The 20,097-nt window shown below is 45.3% G+C and carries 20 protein-coding genes; 14 read left to right on the forward strand and 6 right to left on the reverse strand.

Translation table 11 applies throughout. The features are described 5' to 3' along the window. Window position 1 precedes the first annotated feature (1 nt). The gene (gene dapB, locus ACTXGJ_RS07505; protein ID WP_439242128.1) at window positions 2-844 is read right to left on the reverse strand and encodes a 4-hydroxy-tetrahydrodipicolinate reductase; all 843 of its coding nucleotides are present in this window, start codon (window positions 842-844) and stop codon (window positions 2-4) included. 167 nt (window positions 845-1,011) lie between these two features. After that, a complete protein-coding gene (gene dnaJ / locus ACTXGJ_RS07510; RefSeq protein ID WP_439275780.1) occupies window positions 1,012-2,142 on the reverse strand; it encodes a molecular chaperone DnaJ in 1,131 nt (376 codons plus the stop codon). A 393-nt stretch (window positions 2,143-2,535) separates the two neighbouring features. Here dnaJ and ACTXGJ_RS07515 point away from each other — a divergent pair, with 393 nt between their 5' ends. After that, entirely contained in the window at window positions 2,536-3,195 is a 660-nt protein-coding gene (locus tag ACTXGJ_RS07515; RefSeq protein ID WP_443565543.1) for a DUF2939 domain-containing protein, read from the forward strand. A gap of 144 nt (window positions 3,196-3,339) precedes the next feature. Here ACTXGJ_RS07515 and ACTXGJ_RS07520 read toward each other — a convergent pair whose 3' ends face one another. Together ACTXGJ_RS07520 and ACTXGJ_RS07525 are read right to left on the reverse strand one after the other, a co-directional pair. After that, window positions 3,340-4,392, reverse strand: coding sequence for a thioredoxin fold domain-containing protein (locus tag ACTXGJ_RS07520; RefSeq protein WP_443565544.1), 1,053 nt, complete (start codon window positions 4,390-4,392; stop codon window positions 3,340-3,342). A gap of 288 nt (window positions 4,393-4,680) precedes the next feature. Next, a complete protein-coding gene (locus tag ACTXGJ_RS07525; protein ID WP_439242120.1) occupies window positions 4,681-5,385 on the reverse strand; it encodes a pseudouridine synthase in 705 nt (234 codons plus the stop codon). 91 nt (window positions 5,386-5,476) lie between these two features. Between ACTXGJ_RS07525 and ACTXGJ_RS07530 the strand changes: the two genes are divergently transcribed. From ACTXGJ_RS07530 to ACTXGJ_RS07550, 5 genes are all read left to right on the forward strand, one after another. Then, the gene (locus ACTXGJ_RS07530; protein ID WP_439242400.1) at window positions 5,477-6,076 is read left to right on the forward strand and encodes a YigZ family protein; all 600 of its coding nucleotides are present in this window, start codon (window positions 5,477-5,479) and stop codon (window positions 6,074-6,076) included. 384 nt (window positions 6,077-6,460) lie between these two features. Beyond that, window positions 6,461-7,498, forward strand: coding sequence for a YheT family hydrolase (locus ACTXGJ_RS07535; protein ID WP_443565545.1), 1,038 nt, complete (start codon window positions 6,461-6,463; stop codon window positions 7,496-7,498). 40 nt (window positions 7,499-7,538) lie between these two features. Beyond that, on the forward strand, window positions 7,539-8,081 hold the full coding sequence (locus ACTXGJ_RS07540) for an acyl-CoA thioesterase (protein WP_443565547.1): 543 nt from the start codon (window positions 7,539-7,541) through the stop codon (window positions 8,079-8,081). 224 nt (window positions 8,082-8,305) lie between these two features. Further along, a complete protein-coding gene (locus ACTXGJ_RS07545) occupies window positions 8,306-8,695 on the forward strand; it encodes a DsrE family protein (protein ID WP_443565549.1) in 390 nt (129 codons plus the stop codon). A 233-nt stretch (window positions 8,696-8,928) separates the two neighbouring features. Next, window positions 8,929-9,972, forward strand: a complete 1,044-nt coding sequence (locus ACTXGJ_RS07550) for an NAD(P)H-dependent flavin oxidoreductase (protein WP_443565550.1) — start codon at window positions 8,929-8,931, stop codon at window positions 9,970-9,972. Window positions 9,973-10,059: 87 nt separating this feature from the next. On the opposite strand, the gene ACTXGJ_RS07555 is transcribed toward ACTXGJ_RS07550, so the two are convergent. Beyond that, window positions 10,060-11,007, reverse strand: a complete 948-nt coding sequence (locus ACTXGJ_RS07555; protein ID WP_443565551.1) for an alpha/beta hydrolase — start codon at window positions 11,005-11,007, stop codon at window positions 10,060-10,062. A gap of 239 nt (window positions 11,008-11,246) precedes the next feature. Between ACTXGJ_RS07555 and ACTXGJ_RS07560 the strand changes: the two genes are divergently transcribed. Next, the gene (locus tag ACTXGJ_RS07560) at window positions 11,247-12,779 is read left to right on the forward strand and encodes an MATE family efflux transporter (RefSeq protein ID WP_443565552.1); all 1,533 of its coding nucleotides are present in this window, start codon (window positions 11,247-11,249) and stop codon (window positions 12,777-12,779) included. 53 nt (window positions 12,780-12,832) lie between these two features. Here ACTXGJ_RS07560 and ACTXGJ_RS07565 read toward each other — a convergent pair whose 3' ends face one another. Then, window positions 12,833-13,588 carry an aspartate/glutamate racemase family protein gene (locus tag ACTXGJ_RS07565; RefSeq protein WP_443565553.1) on the reverse strand — a complete coding sequence of 252 codons (756 nt, stop codon included), beginning with the start codon at window positions 13,586-13,588 and terminating at the stop codon, window positions 12,833-12,835. A gap of 196 nt (window positions 13,589-13,784) precedes the next feature. Between ACTXGJ_RS07565 and ACTXGJ_RS07570 the strand changes: the two genes are divergently transcribed. From ACTXGJ_RS07570 to ACTXGJ_RS07600, 7 genes are all read left to right on the forward strand, one after another. Then, window positions 13,785-14,039: a DUF2798 domain-containing protein gene (locus ACTXGJ_RS07570; RefSeq protein ID WP_439242103.1), complete on the forward strand. Its 255-nt coding sequence runs from the start codon at window positions 13,785-13,787 to the stop codon at window positions 14,037-14,039. Between the two features lie 119 nt (window positions 14,040-14,158). Beyond that, the gene (locus tag ACTXGJ_RS07575) at window positions 14,159-15,100 is read left to right on the forward strand and encodes an NADP-dependent oxidoreductase (RefSeq protein ID WP_443565554.1); all 942 of its coding nucleotides are present in this window, start codon (window positions 14,159-14,161) and stop codon (window positions 15,098-15,100) included. Window positions 15,101-15,261: 161 nt separating this feature from the next. Then, complete coding sequence (locus tag ACTXGJ_RS07580; protein ID WP_443565555.1) at window positions 15,262-16,239, forward strand: zinc-binding dehydrogenase; 978 nt, start codon at window positions 15,262-15,264, stop codon at window positions 16,237-16,239. Window positions 16,240-16,544: 305 nt separating this feature from the next. Further along, window positions 16,545-17,525 carry a zinc-binding dehydrogenase gene (locus ACTXGJ_RS07585; RefSeq protein ID WP_443565556.1) on the forward strand — a complete coding sequence of 327 codons (981 nt, stop codon included), beginning with the start codon at window positions 16,545-16,547 and terminating at the stop codon, window positions 17,523-17,525. Window positions 17,526-17,573: 48 nt separating this feature from the next. Continuing rightward, complete coding sequence (locus ACTXGJ_RS07590) at window positions 17,574-18,575, forward strand: YhdH/YhfP family quinone oxidoreductase (protein ID WP_443565557.1); 1,002 nt, start codon at window positions 17,574-17,576, stop codon at window positions 18,573-18,575. Window positions 18,576-18,708: 133 nt separating this feature from the next. Then, a complete protein-coding gene (locus tag ACTXGJ_RS07595; RefSeq protein ID WP_443565559.1) occupies window positions 18,709-19,656 on the forward strand; it encodes a DUF5996 family protein in 948 nt (315 codons plus the stop codon). Window positions 19,657-19,778: 122 nt separating this feature from the next. Continuing rightward, a complete protein-coding gene (locus ACTXGJ_RS07600; RefSeq protein ID WP_443565560.1) occupies window positions 19,779-19,901 on the forward strand; it encodes a hypothetical protein in 123 nt (40 codons plus the stop codon). Window positions 19,902-20,097: the final 196 nt, after the last annotated feature.

Raw genomic sequence — 20,097 nt, forward strand, 5'->3', positions numbered from 1 at the left:
CCTACTCATTTAACCCAAGCACATCCTGCATATTATACTGGCCAGCTTTTTGCTTAATTACCCAAGTGGTAGCGCGTACCGCACCTGCGGCAAAAGTCATGCGTGCTCTCGCTCTGTGGGTAATCTCTACTACCTCACCATCAGCGATAAACATCACCGTATGATCGCCAATAATCTCGCCGCCGCGTATCGCATGGATACCGATGGTCCCAGCTTCACGCACGCCTGTTTGCCCTTCACGGCCATATACCGCAACCTCTTTTAGATCTTGCCCGCGAGCTTCAGCAACGGCTTCTGCCATCATATAAGCAGTACCTGATGGAGCGTCTATTTTATGCTTATGATGGGCCTCAATCACTTCCACATCAGCCTCATTACCAAAGGCTTTGGCTGCCATACTCAGTAGCTTGAGCGATAGGTTTACCCCAGTAGAATAGTTACCCGCATAAACGATAGGAATGTGCTTACTGGCCTCGGTCAGTACTTGCTCTTGCTGCTCATTGAATCCAGTAGTGCCGATAACCATGGCAACTTTATGCTCCGCGCAAGTCTGCATGTTTTGTTCAGTGGCATCGGGCAAGCTAAAGTCAATGAGTACGTCGATATCGTCAATCACCGCGACTAAATCATCGACGATTTTGATATTTAAGCGCTCGATAGCCGCGACTTCACCGGCATCAGCGCCAACGAGGCTTGAGCCCTCACGTTCGATAGCGGCACTGAGAGTCGTTTGTGGGTTATCTTGCACCGCTTCAATAAGCATGCGGCCCATACGTCCACCGGCTCCGATAACACCGACATTTATAGGGTCATTAGCTGTTTTCTTATTAGATTTTTTATTCATTTTTTATCCTAAATATTTATTTTTAAGGGTGTAAAATTTGTTTAGATGATGAATATCATAGCATGAATTGATTTTGCTACGGCTAACAAGTAAACATAAAAAAGGCCTAATAGTTTCACGTGAAACTATTAGGCCTACTAGTAGCTAGCTGTTCAAAAACTTATCATTTAATCGAACAACTCGCCAATCTTTTTAAAGAAAGATTTTTTGTGCGGTGACTGTTGATGTTTGCTATCGCCATCTAGCGTATCCTGGAACTCACGTAACAGATCTTTTTGTTCGCGGGTGAGATTGACTGGCGTCTCGATAATGACGCGGCAAATCAGATCGCCTTTCATGGTGGTACGTACTGGGGTGACGCCTTTACCGCGAACTCGTAATAGCTTACCGCTTTGCGTACCTTCCGCGACCTTGATTTTGACTTTGCCATCTAAAGTGGGGATTTCGACTTCTTTACCCAAAGCCGCATCAGTGATACTGACCGGCACATCCATATACAGATCCGCGCCTTGACGAGTAAAGACTTCATGAGGCTTCACGCGTACTTCAACGTAGAGATCACCGTTTTGCACGCCAGCTCCGCCCGCTTCGCCTTCACCTGCTAGACGTACGCGATCGCCATCATCGACGCCTGCCGGTATAGAGACCTCAAGAGTACGAGACTTTTCTTGCACGCCATTACCGTGACAGTCAGGGCATGGGTTTTTGATTTGTTTACCGCTACCGCCGCACTGTGGACAAGCTTGCTGCACGGCAAAGAAGCCTTGCTGCATACGCACTTGGCCTTGACCATGACAAGTCTGGCAAGTAACGATATCGGAGGCGTCTTTGGCCCCTTTACCATCACAAGTATCACAGGGCGCAGGCGCGGTGAAGCTGATCTCTTTTTGGCAGCCGCGTACCGCTTCCTCAAGGGTCAGCTCGATGACATAACGAAGATCAGAGCCGCGACGTGTACGACTACCGCCGCCACGTGCTTGCCCGAAGATATCTCCGAAGTTACCAAAGATATCGCCAAAGATGTCTTGGAAGTTACCGCCGCCGCCGAAGCCGCCACCGCCGCCCATACCGTTTTCAAAGGCAGCATGGCCCATACGGTCGTAGGCTGAGCGCTTATCTTCATCGCTAAGCACCTCATAAGCCATCGACGCTTCTTTGAACTTTTCTTCCGCATCAGGGTCATCAGAGTTACGATCAGGATGGTATTTCATCGCCAGCTTACGGTAGGCTCTTTTTACCTCTTTGCTATCAGCCGTTTTACTGACCCCTAATACTTCATAAAAATCGCGCTTACTCATGAGCTCTCCTATTGTCATCACAGTCATGTCTGCTAATAATCATACGCTGACTACTCATTAGTGCCAAAAAGTGTTTCATGTGAAACACTAAATCAACATCGTATCGTATCAGCAAAATCAGCAACGCACTGTCATAACCAAATCAATTAATAAATAAAGGTATAAAGATATAAAAGTTTGGCCTGTTAATGGAGATGACTCGCTGATTTATCAAGCTTAACGATTATGAAATTATTACCTATGCAGTTTTATGGTTCAGATAATCACACCTATATCCTCTTAGCCTAATTATTCTCTAGTTTTTCATAACATGAGGCGCTAAAGTCATGCTAGTATTTAGCGCCTTATAAGCGGGCGTTACTACTTGAAATTCGGTATAAGAGAGCATTATTTATGAAAAAACTAACGGCTTTTATTTTATTAATCGTAGTTATGGCAGTCGTGGTCTATGCCGGCTCGCCCTATTACAGCGCTTATCAATTAAAAAACGCTTATGAGGACAAAGATGGCGCGACTATCGCCGCCGCTATCGATTACGAGCAAGTACGCCCTAGTGTCTATACGCAGCTGGCTGATAAATTTGCTTTGACGATGACCAAGTATCCGCTGGTCGCTGAGCTTGGCGGTGCGCCCTTAGAGCAAGCAGCTGATAATTTTATCAGTCAAGCGGTGAAAGGGGCAATCACCCCTGACAATGTCGAAACCCTCATTAATACTCAAGGTCAAGCCAATAACGCCACCAAAGAGCTAGCTGCCGCTTGGGCTATTGCCAATAACCAGGTCGATCTCAAAAACCTTATTCAAGACTTAATCATTCAACGCGGTGATATCAATGCGGTGGTCAAAAACCAAATACAGTTGGTCATGCAAAAACAAGCCAGCGAGCTTGAGCAACAAGCGGCGCAAGGTACTGACAGCGACAAGCCCAGCTTAAGTTACTGCGGTATAAACTGCTTTACTATTAGCGGTCAAGTCAAAGGCTATCCACTGACTATCGAGATGCAGCGTCAAGGCTTAATTGACTGGCAAATCGTCGATGTGGTGTTGCCTTAAATTAAGACTCTCTATGAACTTTAAAGGCATACGAGCTATTTAAGTTTTAAAACCACTTCGCATAAAAAGCGCGCTATATATTGATAGTTTATAGCGCGCTTTTTATGGGGTCTTAAATTTTGGAAATAGCTGTAAACGAGCTAACTACTGCACTCCCAAAAACTCTAAGAATTCAGGACTCTCAAAGCTCGCCTGATACAGGACGCCATCGTCACGATAAATCGCTGGCGTGGCTATTACCGCAAGACCCGCCGCCTTGTCACGATTGGGGGTAACATAATCACTCGTACAGCTGGCAGGGGCTGGGGTCATTTGACCTTCTAACATAGCTTTGTCTAAAGCGTTACGGCGACTGCTGTCATCAGCTTGACACCAAATCCCGCGCATCTGCGCAGGTGACTGCTCATAGATAGGATAACCGATAGTCTTAACGGTGACGCCTTTGGCATTGAGACCTTCCATCTGCTTATGCAGCTGACGACAATAAGGGCAATTAACATCGGTAGCCACATAGATCACCGCGCGCTCAGTAGTCGTTGCCGGATAAGTAATCAGCTGTGACTCATCTAAAGTGGCAAAGACAGACTTGTTTTTATTCGCCTCAAAAGTCTCATCAAGCCCCGTGAACTGACCATTCTCGATAACGGATATCTCGCCATCAGTAATGTACTGAGCATCATCTGATAATAAGAACGGTACACCCTCTAAAGTCGCGCCCCAAATCACGCCCGGTACTGCGGTATAAAAGAATGGCGTTTTGGCACTCATGTTTTTCAGCGCTGACATATTGTCTAGTAGTGATGATTTAACGGCTGCACTGACATACTCGCCTGCTTGCGCGCTAGTGGCTCGCGCCGGTGTTTGCTTACTAGCTTGCGGACTTGGGTTTTTTTGTAGCTCGCCTTGGATGACATATTTGCCATCAGCGGTGATATGTAGAGGCGGCTGTCCAACTAGATTAACCTGATACATATTAGGTAAATTGGAGGTCTCGATAGACAATATTTGCGCTTTGATCCCGACCTCTGTCAATACTTGCCGTAGTTGACTATCAATGGCAACACTAACTTTATCCACCGCTGCACTCTGAGTAATGTTGATTTTTTTATCGGTTGAAGTCGTAGGTTGCGCACAAGCCGTCGCCGTTAATAGTAAAGCACTAATAAAACTGATAGGTTTCAATAAAAGTAGTTTCACAGCATTATCCTAGCAAATAGGGTTTATCAACCAATGATAAGGTAATCATCATTTAGTTCAAAAACATTATTTAAAAAAGTAGAGTAAAAAGATATCAGGACTTTAGCATATCAGCTAAATTTGGGGAGGGTTTGCTAGTTACTTTTGCAAAAGCGCTACTTGAGCTTAAGAGAGGTGCAATAGAGGCCAAAAAGGCCGATGAAACGCGTTAAATAACTCAACCTAAATTTCAGGTGCGCTGGGCGCACCCTACGGCAGCTTTAATCCTACATTTATGAATATTTTAGACTAAAATTTCTCGACTTCCTCAGCCGTTAAAAAGCGACTATCGCCCTTCTCTAACCCGTCTAAGGTAATATGACCGATGCTAGCGCGATGCAGCTCGACCACTTTATTACCGAAGTAACCCATCATACGTTTGACCTGATGATATTTGCCTTGCTCTAGCGTTAGCCGCGCATGGGTCTCATCGATAAACTCGAGGGTTGCAGGTTTAGTCGGCTCATAATCACCGTCTAACAAGATACCTTCGCCCACCTTTTTGATCGCTTTGGTCTGTTCTTCTTCATCCATAGCATCAGCCAAAGTCAGCTCATAAACTTTGGCATGCTCGTGTTTTGGACTAGTGACGCGGTGCAGCCAGCCGCCGTCATCGCTAATGAGTAACGCCCCTGTGGTATCGACATCCAAGCGTCCCGCGATGCGCAAACTACCCAGCTCTGGTACTGCAATCAGCTCAGTCACGATAGGATATTCTTTGGCCTTTAGCGTGCATTCAAAGCCCTCAGGCTTATGCAATAAGATATAGCGGCTACCGGTAGCGACCGATAGAGGCTCACCTGCCCACAGCACTTCGTCATTAATAATATCGACGTGTAGCCCCGGGTCTTTAACGACTTCGTCATTGACGGTAACTTCGCTCGCGTGAAGAATTTTTTTGGACTCTTTACGCGACAGCTCAGTGGCTTTACTGATAAATTTATCGAGACGCATACTTTTTACTACCTTTGCTGATATAGGGTTTTGTTATAGTGGTGTCAGTTTAACATATCCCATCCAAACCTAAATGTACCATCAACATAATATGAGCTATCTAACCCTAAAAAAACCCGTCACCGCTCGACTTGAGATTAAGAAGTCTGAGTTTATTGCTTATGCTTATCCGGTAAACTCGCGCGAGCAAGCGATGTTTCATGTGGAACATCTGCGCGATAAATACCCTGATGCGCGGCACTGGTGCTGGGCTTATATCATAGGTGATCCTGAGAATACCACTAGCGCCGGTTTTGATGATGATGGCGAGCCTAGTGGCACCGCAGGACGACCGATACTAGGCGTCCTGCAGCATAAATCTATTGGCAACATTATCATTATCGTGGTGCGCTACTTTGGCGGTATCAAGCTTGGCGCAGGCGGTCTCACTCGTGCCTACGCAGGCTCTGCGCAAGCAGCTGTCGATCAGATGATATTGCTGCCATTTGTGCCGATGACGCAAGTGCAAATACTGGCTGACTTTGCTACCGAAGCTCAGTGTCGCTATGTGGTTGAAAGTATGGCTGGGACTATCAAGGATGTCGCTTATAGTAAGCAAGTAACTTTGACCGTTACTATCGCTGAGGCAGATATTGATACCCTAAAAACTGAGCTAGCAATGGCAGGTAGAGTTGTAGAACCTTCAGATTAGTAAATTTTCGAGCAGCAAACTTAGCTCAGTTGTACAATTAATAGTAATCATCTGTTCACTCAGCCGTTCACTAAAAACTATTGGAACCTTGATGCGAGCTTAGTATGATGACAAATTAGATGAATTGATAGTTTATGACTTAAGCTCTGTAAGCTTGCTAGGTTTCACGTGAAACTAGCTATTTAAATCATACTTATACTCCCTATATTTAATACCAAATAAAAAGAGTACAGTCATTACAGCGTGCTACTGGTATAAATTTTCCTTGCGTGCTGCGTTCCTTCGATGCTGCGCAAAATTCATCCCAGTAGCACTGTATTTACTTTATAGTGGATCGACTGTATTTATACTTCTCTTTTATTTTACAACTGTAGAAACCCTCCTATGACAACTTTTACTTATAACGAATTTAAGCCACCATTTTGGCTGAATAATCCGCACTTACAAAGTATCTTACCGAAGTTTTTTGCACCCAAAGCGCCTGAGTATAGACGAGTGGTACGCAAAGACTCGTTGGGCGAGAGCGATATTGCCTACGATTTTTATGATGCTCATCCTATAGTAGAAAACACTGATGGCTTATTGGAAGAAACGCCATTAATCGTCTTGTTTCATGGTATGGAAGGCAGCAGTGATAGCCATTATGCGCGCGCTTTGGCTTATCAGATGCACGCGCAAGGCTGGCACTTCGTGGTTGCGCACTTTCGTAGTTGCGGCGGTATTCCCGCTAGTGGACGGGTGTTCTATAACGCGGGCGATACTGGCGAGGTGCATTACATGCTACAAAACTTAAGTGAAAAATACGCCAATATGTATGCGGTTGGCGTCTCACTGGGTGGTAATGCCTTGGCCAAATACATGGGCGAATACGGCGATAAAGCGCTCTGTAAAGCTGCCGCTGTCATCTCCGCACCTGTCGATATGTCGTCAGCCGCGCTTAGTATGCATGGCTTTTTGAGTCATCGCATCTATACGCCCTATCTGCTCAATCCGATTATCAAAAAAGCGCTTGCCAATGACATCAGCAAAGAGGAGATCGACTCTATCAAAGCGGTCAATCGTATCAGCGACTTTGACGATATCTTTACCGCGCCGCGTCATGGCTATCGCTCCAATAATGACTACTATCATAGCGCCTCAGCACTGCCCTACTTGCGTGATGTTACAAGGCCCTTATTACTGATTAGCGCCAAAGACGATCCTTTTTTGGGCTTTACCGCCACTGCTAACGATGTCTCCGACTGCGTCACTATCATCGATACCAAGCACGGCGGGCATGTCGGCTACATTCGCTATCGCTCGGATAGTAAACAAGCTCAGGGCCGTGATCAAAAATCCAGATTTGATATTAATTGGCTTCCCGAAACCGTCAGCGCGTACTTTCACTCCATCGGTGTGGACGCTACCGTCAAGTCTAAATAACTGCACAACTGACCTGTCCTTAAACTTTTGAGACTCTATTATGTATCCTTACTTGCGTTACACTAAGTCGATCGTTGATGCGTTTATCACTAATAAAAAAGCTCAACCTCTAGCGTTTGATCAAGTCAGCGAAGTCACGGTGCGCTGTAGCATCACCGATATCGATCCAATGTTTGAGATGAATAATGGCCGCGTATTGACGGTCTATGATATTGGCCGTACAGATTTTATCATTCGCACAGGGCTTGCCAAGCAGCTGCTCAAGCGGCGTTGGGGCATGGTAGTGGCAGGCAGCACGATTCAGTATCGTAAGCGTATTCGCCTGTTTGATAAAGTGACGATAAAGACGCAGCTGGTCGGTATGGATAAGCGCTGGCTCTATCTTGAGCATTCGATGTGGGTGAAAGGTAATCCTTGCTCCTCGGTGCTATTACGTACAGGTGTCACCAAAGGCGGCAAAGTGATTGAAACCGCCAAAGTATTAGAAGCACTAGGTGAAAAAGCTTGGGATACCCCCACTGAGCCGTGGATTCAAGATTGGATAGACAGTGATAAGACTCATCGTTGGCCGCCGATGGGTTGATTTTATTCTGCTTAATAGAAATCAAGCTTACTTATCACTCTTATATTTGAACAAGCTAGTTTGCTGTAGGCTTCGGCTTTAGCCCAGCATTGCTATATTATAAAACCATTGAATAACCTTGTAGCTACTCTTCTATAACAATACATTATATAAATTAGTATAATAAATGTTAGGATAAGTATGAGTGTCATACTCAACTCAATACAGTCTATAAGGAGAATAATATGGCTAATAATACAGATTACCGCACTGATTATGTTGGTACGCTATTCGATAATGCTGAATCAAACCCAATCAAGATCACTTTAGCGTTCACTATGGCAGGCAAAGCGCTTGAACAAGGCCACTCTGCCTCGGTCATTCTGATGGTCGATGCGGTACATTTAGGCGTACCCAAGGCTTTGGATAATGTCGATATCGGCGCACCGTTTAAACCTGCTAAAGAGTTGCTAGAAGCCTTTGTAGATAAAGGCGGCAACGTTCTCGTCTGCGGCGCGTGTATGGAACACAACGGTATCGAAGACTCTGCTATCGATAAACGCTTCACGAAGATTAGTGGCGATGATGTGGTTGAGCTATTGATGAATGCTAAGGGATCTTTGCAGTTGAATTAAAACTGAACAAATAAAGTTATAAAAATGGGTTCGTTTTCTTAGCTGTCTTTTTGATAGTTTTGGGAACTGGCTCATTTTTAATTATTGGCTACTAATCTTAGAAAGATTGCTGCTATAGTCAAAACCTACTTCTTATATCGAATAACGAAATAAACATTATCTAACACGCACAGCGTTCAGCTTTGATACAGTAAGTCATGAAAACCTTCTCATCGAATAAAAAGGACGCTCTCATGACCTTATTGAATACCTTTGATTTGACCCACCCTATTGTGCAAGCACCTATGGCGGGAGCGACCACGCCTGAACTGGCGGCGACGGTGAGTAACTTTGGTGGCTTGGGGTCATTAGGAGGAGGGACAACAGCGCCAGATATTTTAAATGACCACATTAATACTCTTAAATCGCTCACCGACCGTCCTTTTATGATCAATCTGATGGTGTTATCTGAGCATGACTCTACTACTTTGGATAGCGAAACCCCTGCTTGGTTAAGCGAGTATTATCAACAGCATAATATTGAAATAGCGTTACCGAAACGTCCAGCGCACAACTTTCGCGAGCAGCTACAAGTCCTCTATGACAATCCCGTTCCTGTCGCTAGTTTTACCTTTGGCATTATCAGTGCTGAGCACGTACAGCGTTTGCAGAGTTTAGGCACGCATGTCATCGGTACGGCCAATCATCCACTGGAAGCAAAAGCATGGGCAGAGATTGGCGTTGATGCAGTATGCGTGCAAGGGGTAGAAGCTGGCGGGCATCGTGGTGGTTGGTTGCCACAAAGTACCAACGATCCATTGGGATTATTGACGCTGATTAGCCAAACACGCGCTTGTACCGATATTCCGTTAATCGCGGCTGGCGGTATTATGACGGGGCAAGCTATTAAGACGATTCAAACAGCAGGTGCTGAGCTGGCGCAAATCGGGACGGCATTTTTGACCACAGACACATGCGCTATCAATGATAGTTATAAGCAAGCCTTGCTAGATGCTAGTCAAGATAAGCGTAGCAGTGAGACGCGTCTAACTCGGCTGTTTTCAGGTAAGCAGGCACGCGGTTTGTTAAATGATTATTTGCGTAATTTTGCACAATTTGAAAATGCTCAGCAGCTACCACCTTATCCTCAATTAAATGCTATGACTAAGTCTTTACGTAGTCAAGCCAAAAAGAGCCTTGACGTAGAGCATCAATCTTTGTGGGCAGGACAAGGAGTCGCTTTGGTTAGAAAAGAGAAAACGATTGAGTTGTTAGAGCGAATAGTGAAAGAGTTGTAGTTTGATCGAGGTAAATACAATCCTGTAGTAAAAAAAGAAACACCAGACAACTGATGTTTCTTTTTTATGCAAAATAAATCTTAAAAACTACTTTGTAAGCCCTTCACGAAAGCGTTTATAATCCTCCGCCGTTTCATCGAGCGCCTCAATCATCGGTACATGACCGACGTCTTTCATCATAATTACTTCTGATTGCGGGATGATCTTTTTTATCACATTCACTGTTTCAGGCTTGATCACTTGATCTTTATCGCCCCATACTACTAGCGTTGGAATTTTATACTCGGCGATGATTTTTGCACGCTCCTCCACATTATCGGTGACGATTTGCGCTAGGATTTTGGCATCTAACGCTTTATTGTTGATGCGCTCTTGCGCAAATACCGCTTTGACCGACTTGGGCAGATAAGGCGGCTTATACATGACGAAATCATACATCTTATAGAAGTCTTCCTTGCTCTTAATCAGTAGTGGATTGTTCTCCAAAGTTGCGCCTTCTAACGACTTCGGAATACCTGCTGACCAAAATCCTGCTGTATCGACGAGCCAGAGACTCTTAACGTCTTTGGGGTACTTTGCGGCATAAGCCACACTGATCGCGCCGCCCATCGAATTACCACCGACATGGATATTGTTTGCCAGTCCCTTAGCTTGCAACAGCTCATGCAAACGTGTGGCTTGCGCCTCCGAGCGATAGTCTGCGTCCATCGGCTTGCTCGACTCGCCAAACCCCAGCAGATCTGGAATAACCACATGATAGGCTTCTAGCTCATCGGCGATACGAGTAAAGTTATCTTTATTACCCCCAAAGCCATGAATGAGTAATAACGGCTCGCCTGTCAGATTGGCGTTTTCGGCATAAACTATCTTATCGCCAGAAGCTAGCGTTAGCGATTTGACCGCTAAATCAGACTTATTACGCTCATATTGAATGATTTTTTGGGTGGTATTGACCGCGAGAGTGTTGGGCGCGGTGGTACAGCCCACCACTGAGAAACTGAATAGCGCGGCGAGGCCTAAGCGTTTTAAGAGCATTGAGTCATCCTTGTGAAGAGGTAAGGTAAAAGTAAATTTTGACTATGAGTTTAACGGTAAACTTGTGCTGATGTTTTTTAATTCATAACTTTGTAGTCAGAGGTCTCCTTATACGTTTGATAAAAAAGATAAATGCCGAGCGATTACCTTTCTATTCGAGATATCATGAGCGATGTCATTTATACTAAGCGTTTTTATCGTAAACCGAAGCCAACCGAAGTGGCACAAAAGGATGCACCTTGAGCGACACTAATACTCTCACCAGTAAATCGCGTGACCTCACCAAAGGCTCTATCGCCAAAACTATGCTGCTGTTTGCCTTGCCAACGCTTGGCTCCTCAGCGCTACAGTCGCTCAATGGCTCGATCAATGCCGTTTGGGTCGGCAGGTTTTTGGGCGAAGAAGCGCTCGCAGCGACAGCGAACGGCAATATCTTGATGTTTATCATGATCTCCTTCGTGTTCGGTTTCGGTATGGCGGCGACTATTTTTATCGGTCAGGCGATGGGCGAACGCGACAGCATAAAGGTCAAGCAAACTATGGGAACGGCGCTAGGCAGTATTGTGCCGATCAGCATCTTACTGTCAGCGATAGGCTGGATATTTGCGCCGACTTTGCTTGATCTGCTCGGGACGCCGCCCACTGCTTTTGAGCTTGCTTTGACTTATCTGCGCATGATTTTTGTAGCGATGCCGGTCACCCTAACCTTTACGTTGATGATGATGGCGCTGCGCGGAACCGGCGATTCCACCACGCCGCTTTGGTTTATCGCCATGTCGGTGGTGATTGATCTTATTTTGACCCCAACGCTTATTTTGGGTCTCGGGCCATTCCCTGAATGGGGTATCTTTGGCTCAGCTTTCGCCACTGCCGTTGCCAACACTTTAGCGCTCATCGGTATGGTGACGACTATGTACTGGCGCGGCTCAGTGCTAACCCTTAGTATGCCAGAGCTGAGATTTTTGAAGGCTAAACTAAGCATTTTGAAGTCTATGTTTTCCAAGGGCTTACCGATGGGACTGCAGATGATCGTCATCTCGACCGCCGCGCTGACTATGCTATCTTTGATTAACCGCGAGGGTGTACAGACCACCGCGGCTTATAGCGCTACCCAGCAGCTTTGGACTTACGTGCAGATGCCAGCGATGGCACTAAGTGCTGCGGCTAGCGCGATGGTGGCGCAGAATATCGGCGCCAATCAATGGAGCCGGGTGGCAGGAATTACCCGTTGGGGGCTTATCTTCAACGTGGTATTGACCGGCACGATGATCGGGGTGCTGACTGTATTTGATAAAACGATTTTGAGCTTTTTCTTAGGCAGTGACAGCCCCGCAGTACCGATCGGGCGCCATATTCAAATCATGGCGACTTGGGGCTTTATGTTCTTCGGTATAGCGCAAGTTTTCTTTGGTACTATGCGCGCCAACGGCTATGTGATTTGGCCGCTAGTCGTCATGGCGATTTCGATGTATCCGGTGCGCCTTGGCTTTGCCTTTGGGATGTATCCGATACTTGGCTCTGATGCGCTTTGGCTATCGTTTCCAGCAGGCATGGTCGCTACCGCTGTCATGGGAGGAGGGTTATATCTATCCGGCGGCTGGCGCAAAGGTAAAAACTTGTCCGGAGAGGAAGCCGCGCAAACAGCTGAGGGCTATCGCGCGCATGTCGGCACCTGTGCGACGTGTCGTGATGCCTTGCCAACGACGTCATGGAAGCGCTTACCGCTGCGCCGTATTATCAGAGTGCATGAAAAAGTTCATGGTAGCCATTAAACAAATTAGGATAAGGGCTAATAGTTCATCTTAGCCTTATTCAAGTAAGAGCGTTATTCATGTAAAACATGGTCCAATAAAAAATGGACCGCCGCTGCCGCATGAATAGCGGTGGTATCAAAGACAGGAATGGGGCTGTCGGCTTGTGTAATCAGCAAGCCAATCTCAGTACAGCCCAAAATCACCCCCTCACAGCCTATATCGACTAACTGCTCAATGACCCTTTTATAATACTCTCTTGAGCTATCCAATAACTGCCCTTGGCACAGCTCCTCATAGATGATGCGGTGCACTTCTGCTCTTGCGTCCTCTTCGGGTATCATCACTTGCAAGCCGCTATCTGTCAGGCGCTGCTTATAAAAATCCTGCGTCATTGTAAACTGCGTACCGAGCAAGCCTATCTTAGTCAGTCTTTGCGCATTAATCGCTGTAGCGGTTGCATCGGCAATATGGATAATCGGTAAGCCCGTTGCCGCTTGCACTTCATCGGCGACTTTATGCATGGTATTGGTGGCGATTAGTAGCCCTTGCGCGCCAGCCGCTTGCAGACGTTTGCCGCTATTAGCTAATATCGCGCCCATTTGTGCCCACTCGCCTTTTGCTTGCAGCTCACCAATCGGGGCAAAGTCTAAGCTATTAATGAGCAAATCCGCTGAATGTAGATTGCCAAGCTCAGCTTTGACACCTTCATTAATCAGCCGATAATAGCTTTCGGTGCTCTCCCAGCTCATACCGCCGATGATGCCTAAAGTTTTTTGATGAAGTGTTTTTTGCAATAGCATTCTTTGCTGAGGAGGTTTCTTATTCATGTTCATTATATAACCCTGTTATTATTTTTTGCCTTTTATGCTTGTTAAGGGTTTTCATGGTTGCGATTGTCAAAACATAATGATTAATAATAACCAATTTACCTTGATATATATAGGTTATATGATAGCCAGCATAACTCTATCTTCTTCTATTTTTTAATAACTGTCTCTCAAAAGAGTATCTAAGTAGCAAATTATGGCAAACTTCCCTACTATCAGAATCCGTACTCGTCGCAAGTATTATCGACTGATCTTCACTTGCTTAATGGCCTTGATGATGTCACTCATTATCTCAGCGGCACTGATACTAGTCAAAGCCGGCTATAGCGATCATTTTTTCGCTGATTTATTGAGTTCGTGGAGTCTAGCATTTGTGTTCGCTTGGCCGAGTGCTTATGTCTGCGCTTATTTAGTGCAAGAGCATATCCTTAGCCGTATTGAGTTTTATTGAGCGCTGATGCTGGTACGGGTTTGTGACAACACGAGGTAACGAAAGTTGCCTTGTTAGTAATCAAAATCTCTTGTTAAGGTTATTCCTAATTATTTTATAAAATAATTAAGGAGAGCACTATGCAAGCCTATTTATTGCACGAAGCGGGCGGTATCGAAAACCTTATCGTAAGCGAGATCGATAAACCAACGCCCAAAGCAAATGAAGTACTGATCGACATTAAAGCCATTAGCATCAACCCTGTCGATGTCAAAATACGCGAGATGCCCAAACTGCTTGATCAAGTCTACGGCACCGATAGACCACTAATTCTTGGTTGGGATATCGCAGGCGTAGTCACTGCTATAGGTGACGATGTTACCGATTTTGAAGCGGGCGATAGGGTGTTTGGCCTAGTGAACTTTCCCGGTCATGGTAATGCGTATGCCGAGTATGCCTCTGCCCCCGCCAAGCAGTTAGCTAAGATACCGAGTGACACTTCTTTTACAGAAGCGGCGGCTACCACGCTTGCTGCTTTGACCGCGCTACAAGTGCTAAGCCCAAGAATAAAGGCGGGTGATAAAGTACTGATTCATGCCGGCTCTGGCGGCGTCGGTCATTTCGCGGTACAGATTGCCAAAGATATCGGCGCTTATGTCATCTCCACTTCCTCCGCTGATAACCGGGACTTTGTGTTATCACTAGGCGCGGATGAGCATATCGATTATAAAACCCAAGACTTTGAAAAAATCGTCTCAGATTTAGATTTTGTTTTGGATGCAATCGGTGGTGAGGTGTTAGAAAAGTCATTGCGAGTCACTAAAGATGGCAAATCTATCATTTCTCTGCCTACCCCGGAGTTCTCTGATAAGACCAAAGCGTATGCCAAGCAGCACGATATTGACGTCTCTTATTTCAATGTGACCTCAAACGGCGATGATATGCAAACCTTAAAGACCATGATCGAGAAGGGCACGCTAAAACCGCATGTGTTTAAGACTTTTGCCTTTACAGCGTTACACGACGCACATCGTCAAGTGGAGACCAATCACACGGTCGGTAAAGTAGTGGTTGAAGCTTAAAACTTCTAATATGAAAGGTTAAGCCCAAAAACCTAGACTGATCAAAATCGCTCAGTTAACTAAACTTGCACTGAGTTAATTAAGCTTAATTGGTTACTGTAAACCTTGTTAACTCTCCCTGTTTTAAAAGCACTGAAAATACTTACTAAAAAGGATTTATTATGCGTAGCGCAACTTATGATCATTTTGGCAAACCTACCGAAGTCCTCAGCTTAGGCGACAGCCCTGTCCCAAAGCCTAAAGCCAATGAGGTACGTGTCAAAACCGTACTCGCTTCTATCCACAACCATGACCTATTGACCATTCGCGGCAAATACGGCTTTAAGCCTGAGATGCCCGCTATTGCCGGTTCTGAAGCGGTAGGCGTCGTCGATGCCGTTGGTAGTGACGTGAAGGATTTAAAAGTCGGGCAACGAGTAGCCGCTGCTAGCGTGCAAGCCACTTGGGCGGAGTACTTCGTCGCCTCGGAAGATATGGTATTTGCGATACCTGAGAGCTTGGACGATGAGATGGCAGCGCAATTGATCGCCATGCCGCTTAGTGCCTTGATGCTATTAGAGTTCTTAGAAGTCGAGAGTGGTCAATGGATTATCCACAACGCTGCTAATGGCGCGGTCGGTAAATCACTTGCCATGCTAGCGGCAGCGCGCGGCGTCAAAACCGTCAATGTGGTGCGTAGTACGGATGCCATAAAGGAGCTAGAAGAGATCGGCGCAGAAAACAACGTCAACACTGATGATGAGGACTGGAAAGAGCAAGTCAAATCGATACTAGGTGAAGACAAAATCAGTGCGGCGGTAGATTCAGTCGGTGGTGAAAATAGCGGCGATCTATTATCGCTACTCGGTCATGGTGGCACCTTTGCAGTATTTGGTGCGATGTCAGGCAAACCGATGGTGCTCAATCCGACGCATGTGATCTTTAAACAAGCCATTCTAAAAGGATTTTGGGGTAGTAAGCTCAGTCAAGAGATGAGCGTGGAGAATAAACAACGCCTAGTTGATGAATTAGTCGAGCGCGCCGTAGATGGTAAATTACAGCTTCCTGTCGAAGCTATTTTTGATTTAGCGGATATTACTAAAGCGGTCGATGGCAAATTGCAGTCGGGCAAAAATGGTAAGGTACTATTGAAGCCATAATAATAGCTTATTAGTTTCAAAACTTATTATTTGCCCTATTAGCTAAAGCAGCGCTTCTATTATATGAAGCGCTGCTTTTTTTATGCACAATCCTGAACCAATAGCGCAAAAGTAGTACTCGTTAATAAAGCATTAGGCTAAGCCCCACTTATTTTACAATTCTAAGGAACGCACAACCTAAGGTAACTAAAGTCAGCTTGCGAGAGCAAAGCTTGAATTGTTAAGGTGAATGTCTAGTCGTTAATAAATTTTAATAAAACACTTAAATTTATAAATTGTTTTAAATAATAAAAAAGGATAATCCTATGCGTACTGCAACTTATAACGAATTTGGCAAGCCCTCAGAAGTTCTAAGTATCAACGATAGCCCTACTCCTGAGCCTAAGGACAACGAAGTCCGTATCAAAACTATCCTCTCCTCAATTCATAATCATGACATCGTGACTATCAAAGGCGAATACGGCAATAAGCCTGAATTGCCTGCTACGGGCGGCTCTGAAGCGGTAGGTACGATTGACGCCTTAGGTAGTAAGGTGGAAGGTTTTGAAAAAGGTCAACGCGTCGTGGTCTCAGGCGTACAAGGCACGTGGGCGGAGTATTTTATTGCGCCTGCAAAAAGTCTAATCCCGATACCAGAGGCTATCGATGATGAAATGGCGGCGCAATTAATCGCCATGCCGATGAGTGCTTTATTGCTTATTGAGTTTTTAAACATAGAGCCAGGTCAATGGCTTATCCAAAACGCGGCTAATGGCGCGGTTGGTGAATCAATGGCTATGCTCGCGCCCCAGCGTAATATCCATACTATTAATTTAGTCCGTAGCAAAGAGTCAGAGCAAGAGCTTATCGATTTAGGTATCACTGAAAACAATATCGTCACTGATAATGAGGACTGGAAGCAGCACGTTAAAAGTATCGTTGGTGACGCAAAGATTAGCGGCGCGGTCGACGCCGTCGGTGGCAAATCTGGCGGTGAGCTAATATCACTACTCGGTAAGCATGGCGCGATGGCGTCTTTAGGTTCGGTATCTGGTGAACCGTTGATGCTCAATCCTAGCAATTTAATTTTTAATTTAACCAAGGTCAAAGGCTTTTGGGCCAGCGATCTTATGCAAGAGATCAGTAATGACAATAAACGGCGCTTGATCAAAGAGCTGATTGACAATGCCGCTAGCGGTAATTTTAAACTGCCAACGGGCGGTATTTACAGCTTAGATGACATCCAAACGGCAGTGTCTGAAAAAGTGCAGTCAGAGAAAAAAGGTAAGATATTACTAAAGCCTTAAGACATTGATGCAAAATTCACTTAATAATATTTAATAAGGAATAAGACAATGTCTAATCAAACCTTTAAAGCGCTAGTGGTCGAAGAAACTAGCGACGGCGAGTTTAAGAAAAGTATTCAGGAGCGCAGCGTTAGCGATTTACCTGATAATGATTTATTAATCGAAGTACACTACTCATCGCTGAACTACAAAGACGCAATGTCGGCATCAGGTAATAAAAGAATTACCAAAAATTACCCACATACTCCAGGTATTGATGCTGCAGGCGTCGTAGTCAGCGACAAATCTGGTACCTTTGAAAAAGGCCAAGAAGTGGTAATCTTTGGCTATGATTTGGGCATGGATACCGACGGCGGTCTGGGTCAGATGATCTCTATCCCTGCCGATTGGGCGGTAGCTCGTCCAGAAGCTTTGAGTCTAAAAGAGGCGATGATCTACGGCACCGGTGGTCTAACGGCAGCGTTAAGCGTGCAAAAGCTACAAAAAATGGGCGCAAAACCTGAAGATGGCCCAGTTGCCGTGACAGGTGCATCGGGCGGTGTGGGTAGTATAAGCATCGCAATTTTAAGTCATTTGGGTTTTGAGGTTATCGCCTTCTCAAGCAAAAGCGAGCAAGCCGATCATCTAAAGGAGCTTGGCGCAAATGAAGTACGTAACCCTGATACCATCAATGAAGTCGGCGAGAGACCCGTCGGTCGCGAGCTGTGGGCTAACGCAATCGATACGATCGGCGGCGACTATTTGGCTAACTTGCTCAAACAAACCAAAGCGGGCGGCGCGGTCACCTCTTGTGGTTTGGCGGCGTCCCCTGAGCTTTCTATGACCGTGATACCATTTATCACCCGCGCGGTATCGCTACTAGGTATCGATTCAGTCTATATTCCGCTAGAAGATAAAAAAGTCATTTGGCAGCGGGTCTCTACGGATATGAAACTGCCTAATCTTGAGCAGTACTGCGAAGAGATTACCCTTGAGCAAACGCCTGAGTACCTAGCTCGTTTTATGGCAAAAAAGGCTACAGGGCGTTATGTGGTGAATGTGCAAGGTTAAGTTTTGGTTTAGCAGTTAGGTAATAATTAATTAGCTAAATTTAATCCTCATTTGGAATAAAGCAAATTAACGATCATTTTACGGTATAAATTAAGCTTAATGTTACGTTCTATAGTAAACAATGGAGCACTGTATGAAACCGACAGTTGATAGTTGGCCTGATATTCCTTATCAAGAGTGGAAAGAGACCTGTACGCTATTACATCTATGCTGCCAGATCGTTGGCAAATACCGATTATCGCATACCCCGTGGATTAATCATTCATGGCATACGACCTTGTATGTCACGCCACAAGGTTTATCGACAGGATCTGTTCCAGATAGTGATCGCTATGTCACTTTGACACTTGATTTTTGTGATCATACATTACGTGCGATATCTGACGATGGACGCTCAGAGGAATTTGCTCTCAAAGACATGAGCGTTGCCGACTTTTATGCTCAAACTAAAGTGATTGTTGAAGGGGTAGGCGGGACTTTTGATATTCATGAACAGCCGAACGAGTTAGAAGATGCAACGCCTTTTGTGAAAGATACTGAGACTCGACCTTATAACTCTAATGCTGTTGCCAACTTTCACACGGCTTTACTCCAGATTGACCGAGTGTTTACTCATTTTCGCTCTGGATTTATCGGAAAGGTGTCACCCTCGCATCTGTTCTGGGGATCGTTCGATCTGGCGGTCACACGGTTTTCGGGTCGTCTTGCACCTCTGCACCCGGCAGGTATTCCGAACTTACCAGATAAAGTGGCGCAAGAGGCTTATAGCCATGAGGTATCGTCTACAGGATTTTGGCCAGGTGGTAGCGGTGTGGATGAGCCGATGTTCTATTCTTACACCTATCCGGGGCTAGACGGTTTTGCTGAGCAAAAAGTAGAACCAGTAGAGGCAAGGTTTGATAAAGACCTTGGAGAGTTTTTGCTCCCTTATGATGCTGTGCGAACGAGCGACGATCCAGATGCCACGCTTATGGCGTTTTTGCAATCCACTTATGAGGCTGCTGCCAATCTCGGTAATTGGGATCGGGAGGCGCTGGAATGTGCTCTAGGCAAACCTAACGTTCCTCGCAACGTTCATTAAGTTTGCGATTTGTCCAATAGAATGCATTTAATTGGGGGATTACCTTACCTCTACTGGGTATCAATTCGCTCTATATTCCATTAGAGGATAAAAAGGCGATCTGGCAACGTATCGCTACGGATATGAAATTGCCTAATCTTGAGAGTTATGGCGAAGAGATTACCCTTGAGCAAACCCCTGAGTACTTAGATCGTTTTTTATCCAATAAGACGACGGGGCGTTATGTGGTGAATGTGAAGCGTTAAGGTTTTTCGTTTAGAAATTAATTTTAATAGAGAATGGCAGTGCTCTTTTGGGGTGCTGCTTTTTTTGGTTTTAGAAAATTAAATTTGCATTCATTTGCATTCATTTGCATTCATTTGCGTTCATTTGCGTTCATTTGCGTTCATTTGCGTTCATTTGCGTTCATTTGCGTTCATTTGCGTTCATTTGCGTTCATTT

Source organism: Psychrobacter sp. 1Y11, assembly GCF_052259045.1.
In the GTDB taxonomy this organism is placed as follows: domain Bacteria; phylum Pseudomonadota; class Gammaproteobacteria; order Pseudomonadales; family Moraxellaceae; genus Psychrobacter.

Excerpts from the sequence above, each read along its gene's own strand:
- dapB (WP_439242128.1), bottom strand. The coding sequence starts at position 844 with ATGAATAAAAAATCTAATAAGAAAACAGCTAATGACCCTATAAATGTC.
- dnaJ (WP_439275780.1), bottom strand. The coding sequence starts at position 2,142 with ATGAGTAAGCGCGATTTTTATGAAGTATTAGGGGTCAGTAAAACGGCT.
- ACTXGJ_RS07515 (WP_443565543.1), top strand. The coding sequence starts at position 2,536 with ATGAAAAAACTAACGGCTTTTATTTTATTAATCGTAGTTATGGCAGTC.
- ACTXGJ_RS07525 (WP_439242120.1), bottom strand. The coding sequence starts at position 5,385 with ATGCGTCTCGATAAATTTATCAGTAAAGCCACTGAGCTGTCGCGTAAA.
- ACTXGJ_RS07530 (WP_439242400.1), top strand. The coding sequence starts at position 5,477 with ATGAGCTATCTAACCCTAAAAAAACCCGTCACCGCTCGACTTGAGATT.
- ACTXGJ_RS07535 (WP_443565545.1), top strand. The coding sequence starts at position 6,461 with ATGACAACTTTTACTTATAACGAATTTAAGCCACCATTTTGGCTGAAT.
- ACTXGJ_RS07540 (WP_443565547.1), top strand. The coding sequence starts at position 7,539 with ATGTATCCTTACTTGCGTTACACTAAGTCGATCGTTGATGCGTTTATC.
- ACTXGJ_RS07545 (WP_443565549.1), top strand. The coding sequence starts at position 8,306 with ATGGCTAATAATACAGATTACCGCACTGATTATGTTGGTACGCTATTC.
- ACTXGJ_RS07550 (WP_443565550.1), top strand. The coding sequence starts at position 8,929 with ATGACCTTATTGAATACCTTTGATTTGACCCACCCTATTGTGCAAGCA.
- ACTXGJ_RS07555 (WP_443565551.1), bottom strand. The coding sequence starts at position 11,007 with ATGCTCTTAAAACGCTTAGGCCTCGCCGCGCTATTCAGTTTCTCAGTG.
- ACTXGJ_RS07565 (WP_443565553.1), bottom strand. The coding sequence starts at position 13,588 with ATGAATAAGAAACCTCCTCAGCAAAGAATGCTATTGCAAAAAACACTT.
- ACTXGJ_RS07570 (WP_439242103.1), top strand. The coding sequence starts at position 13,785 with ATGGCAAACTTCCCTACTATCAGAATCCGTACTCGTCGCAAGTATTAT.
- ACTXGJ_RS07575 (WP_443565554.1), top strand. The coding sequence starts at position 14,159 with ATGCAAGCCTATTTATTGCACGAAGCGGGCGGTATCGAAAACCTTATC.
- ACTXGJ_RS07580 (WP_443565555.1), top strand. The coding sequence starts at position 15,262 with ATGCGTAGCGCAACTTATGATCATTTTGGCAAACCTACCGAAGTCCTC.
- ACTXGJ_RS07585 (WP_443565556.1), top strand. The coding sequence starts at position 16,545 with ATGCGTACTGCAACTTATAACGAATTTGGCAAGCCCTCAGAAGTTCTA.
- ACTXGJ_RS07590 (WP_443565557.1), top strand. The coding sequence starts at position 17,574 with ATGTCTAATCAAACCTTTAAAGCGCTAGTGGTCGAAGAAACTAGCGAC.
- ACTXGJ_RS07595 (WP_443565559.1), top strand. The coding sequence starts at position 18,709 with ATGAAACCGACAGTTGATAGTTGGCCTGATATTCCTTATCAAGAGTGG.
- ACTXGJ_RS07600 (WP_443565560.1), top strand. The coding sequence starts at position 19,779 with ATGAAATTGCCTAATCTTGAGAGTTATGGCGAAGAGATTACCCTTGAG.